The following is a 15,503-nucleotide window of genomic DNA, read 5'->3' on the forward strand; positions in this document are numbered from 1 at the left end:
GGTGTACATGCAGAAGTTCGCCGGCAAGGTCGCCGTCGTGACCGGCGCGGGTTCGGGCATCGGTCAGGCGCTGGCCGTCGAACTCGGCCGCGCGGGTGCCAGCCTTGCGATCAGTGACGTCAACACCGAAGGACTGGCCCAGACCGAAGAGCAGCTGAAGGCGATCGGCGCGCCGGTCAAGGCCGACCAACTGGACGTCACCGAGCGCGAGGCTTTTCTGGCCTACGCCGACGCCGTCAACGACCACTTCGGCAAGGTCAACCAGATCTACAACAACGCGGGCCTCACCCACATCGGCACCCTCGAGTTCAGCGACTTCAAGGACATCGAACGGGTGATGGACGTCGACTTCTGGGGTGTCGTCAATGGCACCAAAGCCTTTCTCCCCCATGTGATCGCGTCCGGGGACGGCCACATCATCAACATCTCCAGCGTGCTCGGGGTGATGGCGCTGCCCGGTCAGGTCGCCTACGTCTCGGCCAAGTTCGCGGTCCGCGGGTTCACCGAGGCGCTGCGCCAGGAGATGGCGGTGGCCGGCCACCCGGTGGGGGTGACCGTTGTACACCCGGGCGGTGTCAAGACCGCGTTCGGCACCAACGCCGCCGTCGCCGAGGGCATGGGCATCGACCACGACGAGATGCTGGAGAACTTCGACCAGCAGGTAGCCAAGACCACACCGCAACAGGCCGCTCAAACCATCATGGCCGCGGTGGGCAAGAACAGGGCCCGGGTGCTGATCGGCGCCGACGCGAAATCCGCGGACCTGCTGGTGCGCGTTGCCGGTACGCGCTACCACGAACTGCTGTTCGGTGGGCCGGGCCTGCTGGGCCGGGTGACGACCTTCGCGCGCGGGTTGCTGGCGCGCAGGAGCTGACCCGTTACTACCCGGGACCGCCGGTACCGGTAATCTCGAGACAATTGTGGACATGAGGGAGGGTGCACGTGCAGGGGTTCGCCGGCAAGATCGCGGTGGTCACGGGCGCGGGTTCAGGCATCGGCCAGGCGCTGGCCGTCGAGCTGGCGCGCTCGGGTGCCAGCGTCGCGATCAGTGACGTCAACACCGAGGGACTGGCCCAGACCGAGGAACGGCTCAAGGCCATCGGCGCGCCGGTGCGCTCCGATCGGCTCGACGTGAGCGAACGCGAGGCCTTCCTGGCCTACGCCGACGCCGTCAACGAGCACTTCGGCAAGGTCAACCAGATCTACAACAACGCCGGCATCGCGTTCACCGGCGACATCGAGGTCAGCCAGTTCAAGGACATCGAACGGGTGATGGACGTCGACTTCTGGGGAGTTGTCAACGGCACCAAGGCATTTCTGCCCCACCTGATCGCGTCCGGGGACGGCCACGTCGTCAACGTCTCCAGCGTGTTCGGGTTGTTCTCGGTGCCGGGCCAGGCCGCCTACAACGCGGCAAAGTTCGCGGTGCGCGGGTTCACCGAGGCGCTGCGCCAGGAGATGTGGGTGGCCGGGCATCCGGTTAAGGTGACCACGGTGCACCCGGGCGGAATCAAGACCGGGATCGCGCGCAACGCCACCGCGGCCGAAGGAATCGACGCGGCCCAACTGGCCAAGGTCTTCGACAAGCGGATGGCCAGGACCAGCCCGGAGACGGCCGCGCGGGTGATCCTGGACGCGGTCCGCAAGAACAAGCCCCGGGTGCTGGTCGGCACGGACGCCAAAGTGCTCGATGCCCTGGTGCGCCTCACCGGCCCGGGATACCAGCGGCTGTTCGGGACCGCCACGCGCCGCATTCTGCCCAGCGGCAAGCGGTAGATCCTCAGCGCCCCAACGGGTGTTCGGCCAGCCAGGCGCCCGCCACCGCCAACGCGTCGGCACCGTCGGCGACCTGGCGGCGCATGTCGGCCAGGGCCGCGGTGTCCAGCACACCCGCCACTTCGTTGAGCGCCAGCACCTGCCGATCAGTCAGCGCGTTGCGGCGGTAGAGCGGCACCACGTTCTCCGCCCGGATCAGCGCCGGCTTGCCGTCGGCCAGTGACACGAGGTCGCCCGGAATGGCGGGGTCGGCGGTGGTGGTCCATCCCGTGGTCAGCTGCCCGGCCAGTATCGCCGCGAACATCGTTGTGCCGTCCGGGAATTCGCGAGGAGCGGGCAGCCGGCAGCTACCGATCGCCGACGGCGCCTGACGACCGGCCACCATCCCGACAATGAGCCCGTCACAGTGCTTGGGCAGCACGGAAAGATCCGCACTGCGGTCCTGCCCACCCCAGGCCTTGGCGGTCGGCTGGGTCACCAGCAGCACCGGCTTGTCCTCGGCGGCGGTGGTGTAGTCACCCGCGGCGATGCCCTCCGGCAGCGCCGACACCATGGCGCGGTAGACCTGCGCGTCGGAGATCGCCGTGGCCCCGGGCTGCAAGCTCTGCAGCATCTGACCGGTGAAGGCGGGCGTGACGGTGAAGGCGCCGGAGTCCAGTCGCGCCATCGGATCGTCGGCGGTCTGAACTTCCGCGGCGAAACCGTAGGACCGCAGCGCCGCGAGGTAGACGCCGGCCAGCAGCCTCGACGTCGGATCGTTGCGGGAACCGACCACCAGAGCAGACGCATCGCGGTGATCGCCGGGGCCGGCCGAACAGCCGGCGCAGAGCGAGGCGGCGAGCACGACGGCGATCAGCAGCGCCGCCAGCTTGCCGATTCTCACGCCGAGGAGTCTGCCGCCTGCGCCACGGCTTGCGCCACCGCCTCGCCGACACCCGGTTCCAGCGGGCTCGGCACGATCCGGTCGGCCGAGAGGTCGTCGCTCACGACGGCGAAGATCGCCTCGGCCGCGGCCACCATCATCTTTTGAGTGATCCGCCGGGCCCCGGCGTCCAGCGCGCCGCGGAACACCCCGGGGAACGCCAGCACATTGTTGATCTGGTTCGGAAAGTCGCTGCGGCCGGTGGCCACCACGGCGGCGTACTTGGCCGCGATGTCGGGACGGATCTCCGGGTCGGGATTCGACAACGCGAACACGACGCAGTCCGGGGCCATCGTGGCGATGAGCTCCTCGGGCACCACCCCGGCCGACACCCCCAGAAACACGTCGGCTTCCTTGAGTGCTTCCACCATGCCGCCGGCCAGACCGCGGGGGTTGCTGCTGCGTGCCAGATCGGTCTTGACGACGTTCATGTCGTCGCGGCCGATGTGCAGGATGCCGCGCGAGTCGAGCACGGTGACATCCGAAACCCCCATGGCGAGAAGGAGTTTCGAGCACGCGACGCCTGCTGCCCCGGCACCCGAGACCACCACCCGCATCGAGCCCATGTCCCGGCCGAGCAACTTGGCAGCGCCCATCAACGCGGCCAGCACGACGATCGCGGTGCCGTGCTGGTCGTCATGCATCACCGGGCAGTCCAGCGCCTCGATGGCGCGTCGTTCGATCTCGAAGCAGCGCGGCGCCGAGATGTCCTCGAGGTTGACCGCACCGAACGTCGGCCGCAGCCGCACCAGGGTTTCGACGATCTCGTCGGGATCCTTGGTGTCCAACACGATCGGGATCGCGTCCAGATCGGCGAACTGCTTGAACAGCGCGCTCTTGCCCTCCACCACCGGCAGCGCCGCCGCCGGTCCGATGTCGCCGAGACCGAGCACCGCGCTGCCGTCGCTGACGACGGCCACCAGCCGGTTCGCCCACGTGTAGCGATCGGCCAGGGTGTGGTCGGCGGCGATCGCCCGACTGACCTGTGCGACGCCCGGCGTGTAGGCGATCGACAATGCGCGCTGCGTGTCCAGCGGGGCCTTCATCTCGACCGAAAGCTTCCCACCTACGTGGGCGTCGAAGATCTCGTCGTCCCCGATGTCGATCTGTGACGGCACGATTTCGGACACGCGCCCAGGGTACTGACTACTCATTAGTAGCCCTAATCGACTGTGTCGGAGCCCTTCAGATCAGCTTCAGCTCGGTGACCGCCGCCCGCTCGTCGACCAACTCGGCGGTGGTCTTGTCGATGCGGCCGCGGGAGAACTCGTCGATCTCCAGCCCCTGGACGATGGACCAGTCGCCGTCCTTGGTGGTCACCGGGAACGACGACACGATGCCCTCGGGCACGCCGTAGGAGCCGTCGGAGTACACCGCCATCGACACCCAGTCGCCGTCCGGGCTGCCCAGCAGCCAGGAGCGGGCGGCGTCGACGGTGGCCGAGGCGGCCGAGGCGGCCGAGGAGGCGCCGCGCGCATCGATGATCGCCGCACCACGCTTGGCGACGGTCGGGATGAAGTCGTTCTCGATCCAGTTCTGATCGCCCACGACCTCGGCGGCGTTCTTGCCGCCGACCTCGGCGTGGAAGATGTCCGGGTACTGGGTGGCCGAGTGGTTGCCCCAGATGGTCACCTTCTTGATGTCGGTGACCGCGGCACCGGTCTTCTTGGCCAGCTGCGAGATCGCCCGGTTGTGGTCCAGCCGGGTCAGCGCGGAGAACCGCTCCTTGGGGATGTCGGGGGCGTTGCTGAGGGCGATCAGCGCGTTGGTGTTGGCCGGGTTACCGGTCACGCCGATGCGGATGTCGTCGGCGGCAACCGAGTTCAGCGCCTTGCCCTGCGCGGTGAAGATCGCGCCGTTGGCTTCCAGCAGGTCGCTGCGCTCCATGCCCGGGCCGCGCGGCCGCGCGCCGACCAGCAGCGCCAGGTTCACGCCGTCGAAGATCTTGTTGGCGTCGGCGCCGATCTCGACGCCGGACAGCAACGGGAACGCGCAGTCGTCGAGTTCCATCACGACGCCCTCGAGTGCCTTGAGCGCGGGCTCGATCTCGAGCAGCCGCAGTTCGATCGGGCGGTCGGGCCCCAGCAGGGAGCCGCTGGCCAGGCGGAACAACAGGCTGTAGCCGATCTGGCCGGCAGCGCCGGTGACGGCGACCTTCAGAGGAGTTGCGCTCACGTCGTTGGCTCCTTTTGGAGAAAGTTCGGTCGTTTGGCTTCCGGTCGAAACTAGCGCACCCCCGGTTGCCGGAAATCTCCGGTCCGACGCCGCGCAGAATTCACCGCGGCGCATCGGGCAACCGATCTCCCGGCGTGCCTTTTCATTCGGTGTTTTACCAGTACGCGTAGCATGGAGCACCGCTCTGCCAGACCTGCGCTGCGTGAGGAGGTTACGGTGTTCGAGGGTTTCGACGCATTGCCCGAAGCGCTTCGCACGATCGCGCACGAGCCGCGTCCGGAGCCCGAGGCGCCACCCACCCCGCGCGATGCCCTGGTCGACTGCGCCGTCTACGTCGCGGGCCAACGGCTGCCCGGCAAGTTCAGCTACACGGCCGCCTGCAGCAAGGTGCACCAGATCGAGATGCTGGGGCATGAGGCCTTCGTCTGGGTCGGCTTGTACGAGCCCGACCAGACCCAGATGAAGGAAGTGGCCGACGTTTTCGGGTTGCACGCCCTGGCCGTCGAAGACGCGGTCTGCGCCCACCAACGGCCCAAGCTGGAGCGCTACGACGACACGCTGGTGCTGGTGCTCAAGACGGTCCAGTATGTCCCGCACGAGTCGGTGGCGCTGGCGCGCGAGATCGTGCAGAGCGGCGAGGTGATGGTCTTCGTCGGCAAGGATTTCGTGGTCACGGTCCGCCACGGCGAACACAGCGGACTGGCCGACGTGCGCAAGGCCATGGAAGCCGACGGCGAACAGCTGCGGCTGGGCCCGTTCGCGGTGATGCACGCGATCGCCGACCACGTCGTGGATCACTACCTCGAGGTGACCCAATTGATGGAGAGCGACATCGACAGCATCGAGGAGGTGGCCTTCGCCCCGGGCCGCAAGCTCGACATCGAACCGATCTACATGCTCAAGCGCGAAGTCGTTGAGCTTCGCCGTTGCGTCAACCCGCTGTCCGCGGCCTTCCACCGAATCCAGGTGGAGAACAAGGACCTGATCTCCAAAGAGGTCCGTCGCTATCTGCGCGACGTCGGCGATCACCACTCCGAGGCCGCCGACCAGATCGCCAGCTACGACGACATGCTCAACTCGCTGGTGCAGGCCGCGCTGGCCCGGGTCGGCATGCAGCAGAACAACGACATGCGCAAGATGGCGGCCTGGGCCGGTATCTTGGCGGTGCCCACCATGGTCGCCGCCATCTACGGCATGAACTTCCATTTCATGCCGGAGCTGGACTGGACGTACGGCTACCCGGGGATCATGGGGTTGATGACGTTGGCCTGCCTGGTCCTGTACTTCCAATTCCGGCGCAACAACTGGCTGTAGCCAGGCCGTCCGCCATCGGGTGCTGACTCAGTGTGGTTGTGCCGCACGGCGATTCGGATCCAGCACGTCGACACCGTCGCTCTGCCATGCCTGCCGCATGGCCTCGGCACCTTTGAGCCGCACCCACGCCGCCTCGGTCGCGGTGATCGGCGTCGCCGCCAGAAACGTCACCGGGTCGCGCGGGGGGTCCAGCGGCAGATCCGCAATGTCGCTGCGGCCCAACAGCACAGCGGTGAAGGGGACCCGCCGCGACGGCCATGCCCACAGCGGCGAACCAAGATCGATCAGCGCATCAGCGACGAGTACCACACCGTCGACGGCCGGTGCGGCCGCCAGTATCGCCAGGCTGCGGGCAATTCCGGTGGCCGGCCCCGGATCTCGCAGACAGAGCACGATCTCGGCGCGCGGGCCGCACTGCGGGTCGACGACGATTTCGCCTGGATCGCCCATCGGGTGGCGCGAGCATCCCAGCGACACGTACTGCACTATTTCTTCTGGCCCGTCAGCCCGCTTGCGGAACCGCAGCACTTCGGTGGGCTCGGCACCCAGAAAGGTCACGTTCGCCGAGTCGGGCTCACCCCACTGACCCGTCTTCGCGTAGTGGTCGCGCAGGTGGGCCCGGACCTGGTCCAGAATCTGCGTCACGTGCTCGGCACGGTCAGGTTCGCACCGGAATCGGCGTCGAACACGACGAGTTTCGCGGTGTCGAAGGCCAATTCGACCGTCTGGCCGATGACGGCCTTGGACTCGGCGGGAACCCGTGCCACGAACTGGTTTTCGACGACCTTCGACTCGGCGGCCAAGTCGTCGAGCTGCGCCGAATGCACGTCGCATCCGGTGGTGGTGAAGTACACATACTTGTCGGCCCCCAGCGATTCGACCAGGTCGACCTTCACCTCGAAGGTCGTCGCCGTGATGCGCTGGTAGCCGTCGATCAACGTGGCGTCCAGCAGGTGCTCGGGCCGCACCCCGACGATGACGTTGTCTGCTTTCGGGTGCCCGGCGATCACGTCCTGAACTTCCGGAGCCAGCATCACGTCGCCGAAGGGCAGCGTCAACCCCGACGATGTCAGCGTGGCGGGGAAGAAGTTCATCGGCGGTGAGCCGATGAAGCCCGCGACGAACAGATTCGCGGGGCGCTCGTAGAGCTCCGCGGGGGTGCCGACCTGCTGGGCGACACCGCCGTGCATCACCACCACGCGATCCCCCAGCGTCATCGCCTCGGTCTGGTCGTGGGTGACGTACACGGTGGTGGTGCCCAGCCGGCGCTGCAGCCGGGCGATCTCGCCGCGCATCTGCACTCGCAGCTTGGCGTCGAGGTTGGACAGCGGCTCGTCCATCAAGAAGGCCTTCGGCTGGCGCACGATGGCCCGGCCCATCGCTACGCGCTGCCGTTGCCCACCCGACAGTTGGGAGGGCTTACGATCCAGAAGTTCGCTCAGGTCAAGGATTTTCGCTGTTTCCTCGACCTTCTGCGCGATGTCGGCCTTCTTCATCTTCGCCAGGGTCAGCGGGAAGGCGATGTTTTGGCGAACCGTCATGTGCGGATACAGCGCGTAGGACTGGAACACCATCGCGATGTCGCGGTCCTTCGGCGCCTTCTCGTTGACGCGTTCGCCTCCGATGCGCAGCTCACCCGACGAGATATCCTCAAGGCCGGCAATCATATTCAGCGTGGTGGTCTTGCCACAGCCGGACGGGCCGACCAGGATCAGGAATTCGCCGTCGGCGATGGTGAGGTTCAGGTCGGCCACCGCGGTGTGCCCATCGGGGTAACTCTTGTTGACGTGCTCCAGCACGATCTCGGCCATCGCGTTATCCCTTCACGGCGCCTGAGGTCAACCCGGCGACAATCCGTCGTTGGAAGATTAGAACAAACACGATGATCGGCACCGTGATCACGATCGCACCGGCCGCGATCGATCCGGTGGGTTCCTCGAATTGGGAACTGCCGGGAAAATTCGCGATCGCCACCGGCGCGGTGATCGCCGCCTTGGTCGCGGTCAGCGACAGTGCCAGCAGCAGGTCGTTCCAGGCGAAGATGAACACCAGGATCGCCGCGGTCACCAGCCCGGGCGCGGTCAGCGGGACGATGATCCTGCGGAAGGCCTGCCCCGGCGTGGCCCCGTCCATCTTGGCCGCTTTCTCCAGATCCCAGGGGATCTCGCGGAAGAAGGCCGACAAGGTGTAGATGGAAAGCGGCAGCGCGAAGGTGATGTAGGGCAGAATCAGCCCGGGCCAGGTGTCGAAAAGCCCTACCCAGCGTTCGATTTCGAACAGCGGCGTGACCAACGAGATGGCCGGGAACATGGTGATCAGCAAGGTCGAGCCGATCAGCAGCCGCTTGCCGGGAAAGTTCAGCCGGGCGATCGCGTAGGCCGCCATGGCGCCCAGCACCACCGCGATCGCGGTGGCGATCAGCGCGATTCCGATCGAGTTGATCAGCGCCGAGGTGAAGACGTCGCCGCGGAAGATCCCGCGATAGTTTTCCAGCGTCACCGACGACGGAATTAGCTTGCCGTCCCGGACAGTCGACGTCGGCTTCAGGGACAGGCTGAGAATCCAGAGCACCGGCACCAGCGCGTACACCACGACCACCGTGTTGATCACGACCCACATCGCGGTGCGCCGCGCGCCCGCCGACTCAGCGCCCATCGACGTCACCACCCGGAGCAGCGGCGCCGAACAGCTTGATGAAAATCAGCGCGATGATGCCCACACAGACGAAGATCAGCACGCTGATCGCCGAGCCCAGGCCGACGTCGAAGCCTTCAAAGAGGTTGTCGTAGCCCAGGATCGACACCGAACCGGTGTTGTTGTTGCCCTCGGTCAGTACGTAGATGTTGTCGAAGATACGAAAGGCGTCCAGGGTCCGGAACAACAGGGCGACCACGACCGCGGGCTTGATGATCGGCAGCATGATCCTGGTCAGCCGCCGCCAGGCGCCGGCGCCGTCGACCTGACCGGCCTTCAGCAAATCCTCTGGCACCAGCGCCAGCCCGGCCAGCAGCAGCAGCGACATGAACGGCGTCGTCTTCCAGACCTCGGCGATCACGACGATGCCCAGCGATGGGATCTGCTGGGTGAGCGGCGCGCTGCCATGCGGAAGCAGGCCGGCCAGATAACCGGTGCCCGGCGTCCAAGCGTAGTACCAGCTGTAGGCGGCGACCACCGTCACAATGCCGTAGGGCACCAGCACCGCGGTGCGAACCACGCCCCTGCCGATCAGGGTGTGATGCATCACCAGCGCAAGCGCCAGGCCGAGTACGAACTCGAGCGACACCGACACCACCGTGATGGCCAGCGTCACCGCCAGCGCCGTCCACCAATACCGGTCGGTCAGGATCGTCTGGTAATTGCTCAAGCCGATGAATCGGGTGTCGTTCGGGGTGGCCAGATTGTTGTGCTGCAGGCTCAGCCAGATCGCGTAACCGATCGGGTAGGCCGTCACCGCCAGCATCAGCGTCGCCGCGGGCGCAACGAGGATGAAGGCCAGTCGCTGCTCGGGTGGGCGGTTCCAGAGTCGGGTCAGGCGACTCACGGCAACAGCCCCTTGCCGTCGATCGCCTTGCGCACCTGGATCGCGAGTTCATCGGCGGTGCGCTCCGGGTCGATGTCGGTGATCGGGCTCAGGGCCGCCGCCAGCCGAATGGACACCGCTTGGTAGGCCGGCGTCGCGGGGCGCACCGCGGCGTCGGTCAGCTGCTGGCGAATGATCGTGTACATCGGGTATTTGGTCTGGAATTGCGGGTCGGAGTACACCGATGTCCGCACCGCGGGCAGTCCGCCACGGATCGAGATGTACTTCTGGTTCGCCAGATTGCGCAGGCACCGGATCGTCTCGAAGGCTTCGGCCTTGTGCCGGGTGGTGCTGGCCACCGCCAGGTTCAGCCCGCCGATCGTCACCTTGGCCGGCCGGCCCGGCACCACACCGGGGTAGGGCGCGAACCCGAACACCTTCTGGCTGGCCTGATAGGCGATCTGGAATTGCTCGTCGGTGGGCACGAAAGTGCCGAACTGGTTGATGCTGCCGGTCAGCGCTGGAATCCGGTTGAGCGGAAGGAAGTTCACGCCACCCTTGACCGCGTTCTCCAGCATCGACGCCATGACGTAGGGCCAGTTGACTTCCAGCGCGGCGTCGCCCTGTTCGAGCGCCAGCCTCGCCGTGCTCGCGTCGGTGCGGTTGATCGACGGATCGGCTCCCGGCGCGGTGGCCACCGTCTTGAGGATGCGCAGGGCACTGACGGTGGCGGCCCGGTGTGCCGCAGTGTCGGTCAGGGTGACCTGCCGGCCGTCGTCGGAAAGCACCTGACCGCCGGCGCTGACCAGCAGCGTGTTGAACCACACCACCAGGCCCTCGTCCTGGTGGGCCTGCACGGCGATCCAGCTGGGTAACCCGGCGGCGTGCAGTCGGGTGGCCGCGGCGACCATGCCGTTCCAGTCCAGCGGTGGCTGTTGCACCAAATCTGGCCTATACCAAAGCAATTGAGTGTTCGTTGCGATGGGCGCGGCGTACAGCTGGTGTTTCCAGCGGGCCGTTGCGAGCGGGCCGGGCAGCGTGTCGACGGTGGCGTCGGCCTCGGCCCGACCGGCCGGGTCGTCGGACAGCGGCAGCGCCCAGCCCGCTTCGGCGAACTCGGCGGTCCAGATCACGTCCAGCGACATCACGTCCATCGTGCGGTCGTGACCGGCCAGCCGCCGGGCGTACTGCAACCGTTGCGCGCCAGGGGCTCTGGGGAGGCTGATGTGTGAAACGGTGTACCGGCCGCCGGCCTCCTGGCTGCAGCGCCGCGCGACCTCGTCGAACGTCGCGCCGTCGGCGGCCGGGGTGTAGAAGGTGACCACCAGGCCGCCGTGGCCGGACCCGCAGGCGGGCAGCGTTGACACGGTCAGCATCGCCAGCAGAACTGCGCTTAGCCGACGCACTCGCCCGTGGCGACTCACCCGCAAATTAAATCGCCAGTCGCGCAAGCAAATCCCGGGCGCGCTCGGCATTCTGCGGATCGCAGAGTACATCGTAGCGGCCGGCAACCAGTTGCATCGTCGAACTGAAATCCCTTGTGCCGCGGGCCATTGAGTACGGAACAGCGGACGTGATCAAACCGAAGAACACCCCGGCGACCAAGCCGGTCGCCAGCGCGCCCCACGGGTTGGGGCTGAAGAACCCGAGCACCAACCCGATGAACAGCCCGAGCCAGGCCCCGCTGAGCACACCGCCGCCGAGCACCTTGGGCCACGAAAGCCGGCCGGTGACCCGCTCGACCTGCATCAGATCGACGCCGACGATCGTCACCTGCTGCACCGGGAACTGCTGCTCGGACAGGTAGTCGACGGCGCGCTGCGCCTCGGCATAGGTGGGATAGGAGCCCACCGGCCAGCCCTTTGGCGGAGTCGGCAACTGCGGCACACCGCGCCGGCCCGCGGCCGCGCCGGTGGGCGTCGAACCAGGGACTTGGCCAGGCTGGAAAGGACTAGTCATCGCAGCTCATTCTCCTACGCCGTGGCCGTAGTTTCACCTCGGCCCTCCCACCCTATCGAGGCAGCCTGCAAGCTAGGTTGAACACCATGACAGCTCCCGGCGGTGCCAGTGGAGAAGACGCCGCCGATCCGCACGCGGCCGGCGGGCAGCCGCCTGCCCAGCCGGGATGGGCAGCCCCCTGGAATCCCCCGGGCGCGCCGCCACCAGCGGACGCGGGAGGGGGGTGGGAGCCAGAGGCGGCGAAAAACAAGAGCCCGGCCCCCCGCCCTCCCCGCCGGGACCTCCGCAATTCGGTGGACCACCACCCAGCTACGGTCCCACGCCGTATCCCGGCGGCTATTACCCGGCACCGGATTATCCGGGCGACTACTGGTCGCACGAGGGCGTCCGGTCCGGTACCAACGGGATGGCGATCGCGGCGCTGATCACGTCGTTCACCGGCTTGCTCTGCTGCGTCGGCGGGATCGCGGCGATCGTGCTGGGCACGATCGCACTCGACCAGATCAAGCGGACCCGCCAAGACGGTTACGGCATGGCCGTCGCGGGCATCGTGATCGGCATCGCAACCCTGGTGGTGGCTCTGATCGTGATGATCTTCGCGGTGCACTCCCATTAGCAGGGCTCGCCAGAGCCGGTTCGCTGCCATCGCGCGACCGGCTGCCTAGGCTCTCTCCCATGGCATCGGTCAACAGGGTGTACGTGGCGCGGCTGGCGCGGATGTTGGTGTTGGGACCGATGGGCGAGAACTTCGGCCGCATCCGCGACGTCGTGATCAGCATCAGCATCGTCCGCCAGCAACCGCGGGTGCTGGGTCTGGTGGTGGATCTGGCCACCCGCCGCAGCATCTTCATCCCGATTCTGCGCGTCGCCGCGATCGAGCCCAACGCCGTCACCCTGAACACCGGCAGCGTGTCCCTGCGCCACTTCGAGCAGCGTCCGGGCGAGGTGCTGGCGATCGGTCAGATCCTCGACACTCCCGTCACGGTCAACGACCCCGAGCTGCCGGAATTGGTCGGGCGCGACGTCGTGATCACCGATTTGGGCATCGAGCAGTCCCGGACCCGCGACTGGCTGGTGACCAGGATCGCGGTGCGAAGCCAGCGTCGGCTCGGCCGGCGTGGACCGGCACACGTCGTCGACTGGCAAAGCGTGCACGGATTGACACCGTCGGCGTTGGCGATGCCGGGCCAGGCGGTGGCGCAACTGCTCAACCAGTTCGAGGGACGCCGCGCGGTCGACGTGGCCGACGCGATTCGCGGGCTCCCGGTCAAACGGCGCACCGAGGTGTTCAAGGCGCTGACCGACGAGCGGTTGGCCGACATCCTGCAGGAGTTGCCGGAGTCGGAGCAGGCCGACGCGCTGTCGCACCTGGGGACCGAACGCGCGGCCGATGTGCTCGAGGAGATGGACCCCGACGACGCCGCCGACCTGCTCGGCGAGCTGAATCCGACGGATGCCGAGCTGCTGCTGGCCCGGATGGACCCCGACGACTCCGCCCCGGTGCGCAGGCTTTTGAAACACTCGCCCGACACCGCGGGTGGATTGATGACGTCGGATCCGGTGGTGCTGACCGCCGACACCACGGTGGCCGAGGCGCTGGCCCTGGTCCGCGATCCCGACCTCACCCCCGCGCTGTCGTCAATGGTGTTCGTGACGCGCCCACCGACCGCCACACCCACCGGGAAGTATCTGGGCTGCGTCCCGCTGCAGAAACTGCTCCGCGAACCGCCGAGCGAGCTGGTCGGCGGAATCGTCGACAGTGATCTGCTCACCCTGACCCCGGAGACCTCACTGGCCTCCGTGACGCGCTACTTCGCCGCCTACAACCTGGTGTGCGGGCCCGTGGTCGACGACCAACGCCACCTGCTGGGCGCGGTCACCGTCGACGACCTGCTCGACCACCTGCTGCCGCACGACTGGCGCGCCCACGCCCAAGAGCTGACCGCGGCCGTCCCCGGCTCCGAAGCAACCGAGGGGGCCTCGTGAGCAAGTCGGCGCCGGTACGGCGGCTCTACACCCCGCGGACATCGCGCGGGCTCTCACTGCGGCTGGACCCCGAGGCGGTGGGGCAGAGCACCGAGGCCATCGCGCGCTTCTTCGGCACCGGCCGCTACCTGCTGATCCAGACCGTCATTGTGGTGGTGTGGATCGCGATCAACCTGGCCGCGGCGAGTTTGCGCTTCGACCCGTACCCGTTCATCCTGCTGAACCTGGCCTTCTCCACCCAGGCCGCCTACGCCGCACCGCTGATCCTGCTGGCCCAGAACCGGCAGGAGAACCGGGACCGGGTTGCCCTCGACGAGGACCGTCGCCGCGCCGCCCAGACCAAGGCCGACACCGAATATCTGTCGCGCGAGCTGGCCGCCCTGCGGCTGGCGATCGGCGAGGTGGTGACCCGCGAATACCTGCGCGATGAACTGGATGAGCTGCGCGCCCTGCTGACTGGACCGGACCCGCAGATCCCGGCCGACGAGCCGCCAACGCGCCGGTGATCACCCGGTCCGGACCAGGTAAGGGCCAGGCGCGGACCACTAAGAGATCCCCGTGAATACCGATTCCGCCATTGCGCCACTCCCGTCACAAGAGTTATGTATGGTGATCTAGTTCACGAGGCTAAGAACAGGTTTCCGGCAGCTCACACGGTCTGCGGCGACCCACATACTTAGGACGGTGGAGTGCGCATAGGGGGTCGCTTGGGTGCCCACCCGGCCGTCGCGGCGGTGCGGAAGCCGAGGCTTCCGGTTACCCGGGCTCAGGCCTTCAGCGTGGCGGTGATCAGTCCGTTGGTGTTCGCGGGTGCCGTCGGCGCCACGCCTGAGCCACTACACGGACACGCGAAGAGCCCGATTCCGTCGGTGCATGCCGTCATCACCCCGGTCGCCGCGGTTTCCCCGACCGTCCCCGATCTGTCCGGACCGGTTGTCATCGCCATCGACCGGGCGCCGACGGCCTTCCACGTCGCGGCGGGCGCCTCCTCGGCACCGCCGCCGCCCAGAGTGGTGAGTGCGCCCGGCGCGCTGGGCATTCCGATGATGGCGCTGACCGCATACCGCAACGCCGAACAGAAGATGTCGGTGTCCGACCCGGCCTGTGGGGTCAGCTGGAACCTGCTGGCCGGCATCGGGCGCATCGAATCCGGACATGCCGGCGGCGGCGCCGTCGACGCCCGCGGCACCGCGGTCACCCCGATCTACGGGCCTTCGCTGGACGGCACGCTGCCGGGCAACGAGGTGATCGTCTCCAGCAACGTCGGCAACCGCGTCACCTACGCCCGCGCGATGGGACCCATGCAATTCCTGCCCGGCACCTGGGCACGGTATGCCGCCGACGGCGACGGCGACGGCATCGCCGACCCGCAGAACCTGTTCGACTCCACGCTGACCGCCGCCCGCTACCTGTGCAGCGGCGGGCTGAATCTGCGCGACCCGGCCCAGGTGATGGCCGCGATCCTGCGCTACAACAACTCGACGGCCTACGCCCAGAACGTGCTGGGCTGGGCCGCGGCGTATGCGACTGGCGTGGTCCCGGTCGACCTGCCGCCGATCACCGGGCCGCCGCCGCCGCTGGGCAACGCTCACGACGAGCACCCCGAGGGCCTCGGGCCCGGCCTGCCGATCAACATGATCGGCCTGCCGCAGGACGACCCGATGGCGCGGATGCCGCTGATCGACCTGACCGGCCAGCAGCAGCTGCCGGCCAGCCCGACGCAGCCGATGTTCCCCTGGATGCCGCAGCCCAACACGCCGCCGCAGCCGACGATGGGCCAGATGCCCGGATGCACGGTGATCTGCATCAGCTCGCAAACCCCGCCGCCGGGCGGACCGCAGCCGTTTGCGC

The 15,503-nt window shown here is 67.6% G+C and carries 14 protein-coding genes and 2 pseudogenes; 7 read left to right on the forward strand and 9 right to left on the reverse strand.

Annotated features, from left to right (window positions below):
- Positions 1-7: 7 nt before the first annotated feature.
- Both MAAFP003_RS20905 and MAAFP003_RS20910 read left to right on the forward strand, forming a co-directional pair.
- Positions 8-874 carry an SDR family NAD(P)-dependent oxidoreductase gene (locus MAAFP003_RS20905; RefSeq protein WP_096291309.1) on the forward strand — a complete coding sequence of 289 codons (867 nt, stop codon included), beginning with the start codon at positions 8-10 and terminating at the stop codon, positions 872-874.
- Between the two features lie 68 nt (positions 875-942).
- Positions 943-1,776 carry an SDR family NAD(P)-dependent oxidoreductase gene (locus MAAFP003_RS20910; protein WP_096289642.1) on the forward strand — a complete coding sequence of 278 codons (834 nt, stop codon included), beginning with the start codon at positions 943-945 and terminating at the stop codon, positions 1,774-1,776.
- 4 nt (positions 1,777-1,780) lie between these two features.
- Here MAAFP003_RS20910 and MAAFP003_RS20915 read toward each other — a convergent pair whose 3' ends face one another.
- Genes MAAFP003_RS20915 through MAAFP003_RS20925 form a run of 3 tightly spaced genes read right to left on the reverse strand, consistent with a single transcriptional unit; the run spans position 1,781 to position 4,873 of the window.
- Positions 1,781-2,659: a glycine betaine ABC transporter substrate-binding protein gene (locus MAAFP003_RS20915; RefSeq protein ID WP_096289643.1), complete on the reverse strand. Its 879-nt coding sequence runs from the start codon at positions 2,657-2,659 to the stop codon at positions 1,781-1,783.
- The gene (locus MAAFP003_RS20920) at positions 2,656-3,828 is read right to left on the reverse strand and encodes an NAD(P)-dependent malic enzyme (protein WP_243394165.1); all 1,173 of its coding nucleotides are present in this window, start codon (positions 3,826-3,828) and stop codon (positions 2,656-2,658) included. The genes MAAFP003_RS20915 and MAAFP003_RS20920 overlap by 4 nt, the downstream gene beginning before the upstream one ends.
- 55 nt (positions 3,829-3,883) lie before the next feature.
- A complete protein-coding gene (locus MAAFP003_RS20925) occupies positions 3,884-4,873 on the reverse strand; it encodes a malate dehydrogenase (protein WP_096289645.1) in 990 nt (329 codons plus the stop codon).
- A gap of 216 nt (positions 4,874-5,089) precedes the next feature.
- Between MAAFP003_RS20925 and corA the strand changes: the two genes are divergently transcribed.
- Positions 5,090-6,187, forward strand: coding sequence for a magnesium/cobalt transporter CorA (gene corA / locus MAAFP003_RS20930; protein WP_096289646.1), 1,098 nt, complete (start codon positions 5,090-5,092; stop codon positions 6,185-6,187).
- 27 nt (positions 6,188-6,214) lie between these two features.
- On the opposite strand, the gene MAAFP003_RS20935 is transcribed toward corA, so the two are convergent.
- From MAAFP003_RS20935 to MAAFP003_RS20960, 6 genes are read right to left on the reverse strand one after another with little or no spacing between them, the layout of a single operon-like run.
- On the reverse strand, positions 6,215-6,832 hold the full coding sequence (locus MAAFP003_RS20935; RefSeq protein ID WP_096289647.1) for a suppressor of fused domain protein: 618 nt from the start codon (positions 6,830-6,832) through the stop codon (positions 6,215-6,217).
- Complete coding sequence (locus MAAFP003_RS20940; RefSeq protein WP_096289648.1) at positions 6,829-7,998, reverse strand: ABC transporter ATP-binding protein; 1,170 nt, start codon at positions 7,996-7,998, stop codon at positions 6,829-6,831. The genes MAAFP003_RS20935 and MAAFP003_RS20940 overlap by 4 nt, the downstream gene beginning before the upstream one ends.
- 4 nt (positions 7,999-8,002) lie before the next feature.
- Positions 8,003-8,842, reverse strand: a complete 840-nt coding sequence (locus MAAFP003_RS20945) for a carbohydrate ABC transporter permease (protein ID WP_096289649.1) — start codon at positions 8,840-8,842, stop codon at positions 8,003-8,005.
- Positions 8,832-9,728, reverse strand: coding sequence for a carbohydrate ABC transporter permease (locus MAAFP003_RS20950; RefSeq protein ID WP_096289650.1), 897 nt, complete (start codon positions 9,726-9,728; stop codon positions 8,832-8,834). The genes MAAFP003_RS20945 and MAAFP003_RS20950 overlap by 11 nt, the downstream gene beginning before the upstream one ends.
- Positions 9,725-11,083 carry an extracellular solute-binding protein gene (locus MAAFP003_RS20955; protein WP_243394169.1) on the reverse strand — a complete coding sequence of 453 codons (1,359 nt, stop codon included), beginning with the start codon at positions 11,081-11,083 and terminating at the stop codon, positions 9,725-9,727. Before MAAFP003_RS20955 ends, MAAFP003_RS20950 begins: the two co-directional genes overlap by 4 nt.
- 55 nt (positions 11,084-11,138) lie before the next feature.
- Entirely contained in the window at positions 11,139-11,666 is a 528-nt protein-coding gene (locus MAAFP003_RS20960; protein ID WP_096289652.1) for a YflT domain-containing protein, read from the reverse strand.
- Positions 11,667-11,743: 77 nt separating this feature from the next.
- Here MAAFP003_RS20960 and MAAFP003_RS20965 point away from each other — a divergent pair.
- From MAAFP003_RS20965 to MAAFP003_RS20980, 4 genes and pseudogenes are all read left to right on the forward strand, one after another.
- Positions 11,744-12,282 (forward strand): annotated as a pseudogene (locus MAAFP003_RS20965) (DUF4190 domain-containing protein).
- Positions 12,283-12,341: 59 nt separating this feature from the next.
- Positions 12,342-13,650, forward strand: a pseudogene (locus MAAFP003_RS20970) (magnesium transporter MgtE N-terminal domain-containing protein); the annotation flags it as partial.
- Positions 13,649-14,158 (forward strand): DUF1003 domain-containing protein, encoded by a 510-nt coding sequence (locus tag MAAFP003_RS20975; protein ID WP_096289655.1) that lies wholly within the window; start codon positions 13,649-13,651, stop codon positions 14,156-14,158. The pseudogene MAAFP003_RS20970 and the gene MAAFP003_RS20975, both read left to right, overlap by 2 nt.
- A 183-nt stretch (positions 14,159-14,341) precedes the next feature.
- A partial coding sequence (locus tag MAAFP003_RS20980; RefSeq protein ID WP_096289656.1) for a lytic transglycosylase domain-containing protein occupies positions 14,342-15,503 on the forward strand: 1,162 nt, incomplete at its 3' end.

It is taken from the genome of Mycobacterium ahvazicum, assembly GCF_900176255.2.
GTDB lineage: Bacteria > Actinomycetota > Actinomycetes > Mycobacteriales > Mycobacteriaceae > Mycobacterium > Mycobacterium ahvazicum.

Coding starts and splice junctions, on each gene's coding strand:
- MAAFP003_RS20905 (WP_096291309.1), top strand. CDS start 8: ATGCAGAAGTTCGCCGGCAAGGTCGCCGTCGTGACCGGCGCGGGTTCG.
- MAAFP003_RS20940 (WP_096289648.1), bottom strand. CDS start 7,998: ATGGCCGAGATCGTGCTGGAGCACGTCAACAAGAGTTACCCCGATGGG.
- MAAFP003_RS20945 (WP_096289649.1), bottom strand. CDS start 8,842: ATGGGCGCTGAGTCGGCGGGCGCGCGGCGCACCGCGATGTGGGTCGTG.
- MAAFP003_RS20955 (WP_243394169.1), bottom strand. CDS start 11,083: ATGCTGACCGTGTCAACGCTGCCCGCCTGCGGGTCCGGCCACGGCGGC.
- MAAFP003_RS20960 (WP_096289652.1), bottom strand. CDS start 11,666: ATGACTAGTCCTTTCCAGCCTGGCCAAGTCCCTGGTTCGACGCCCACC.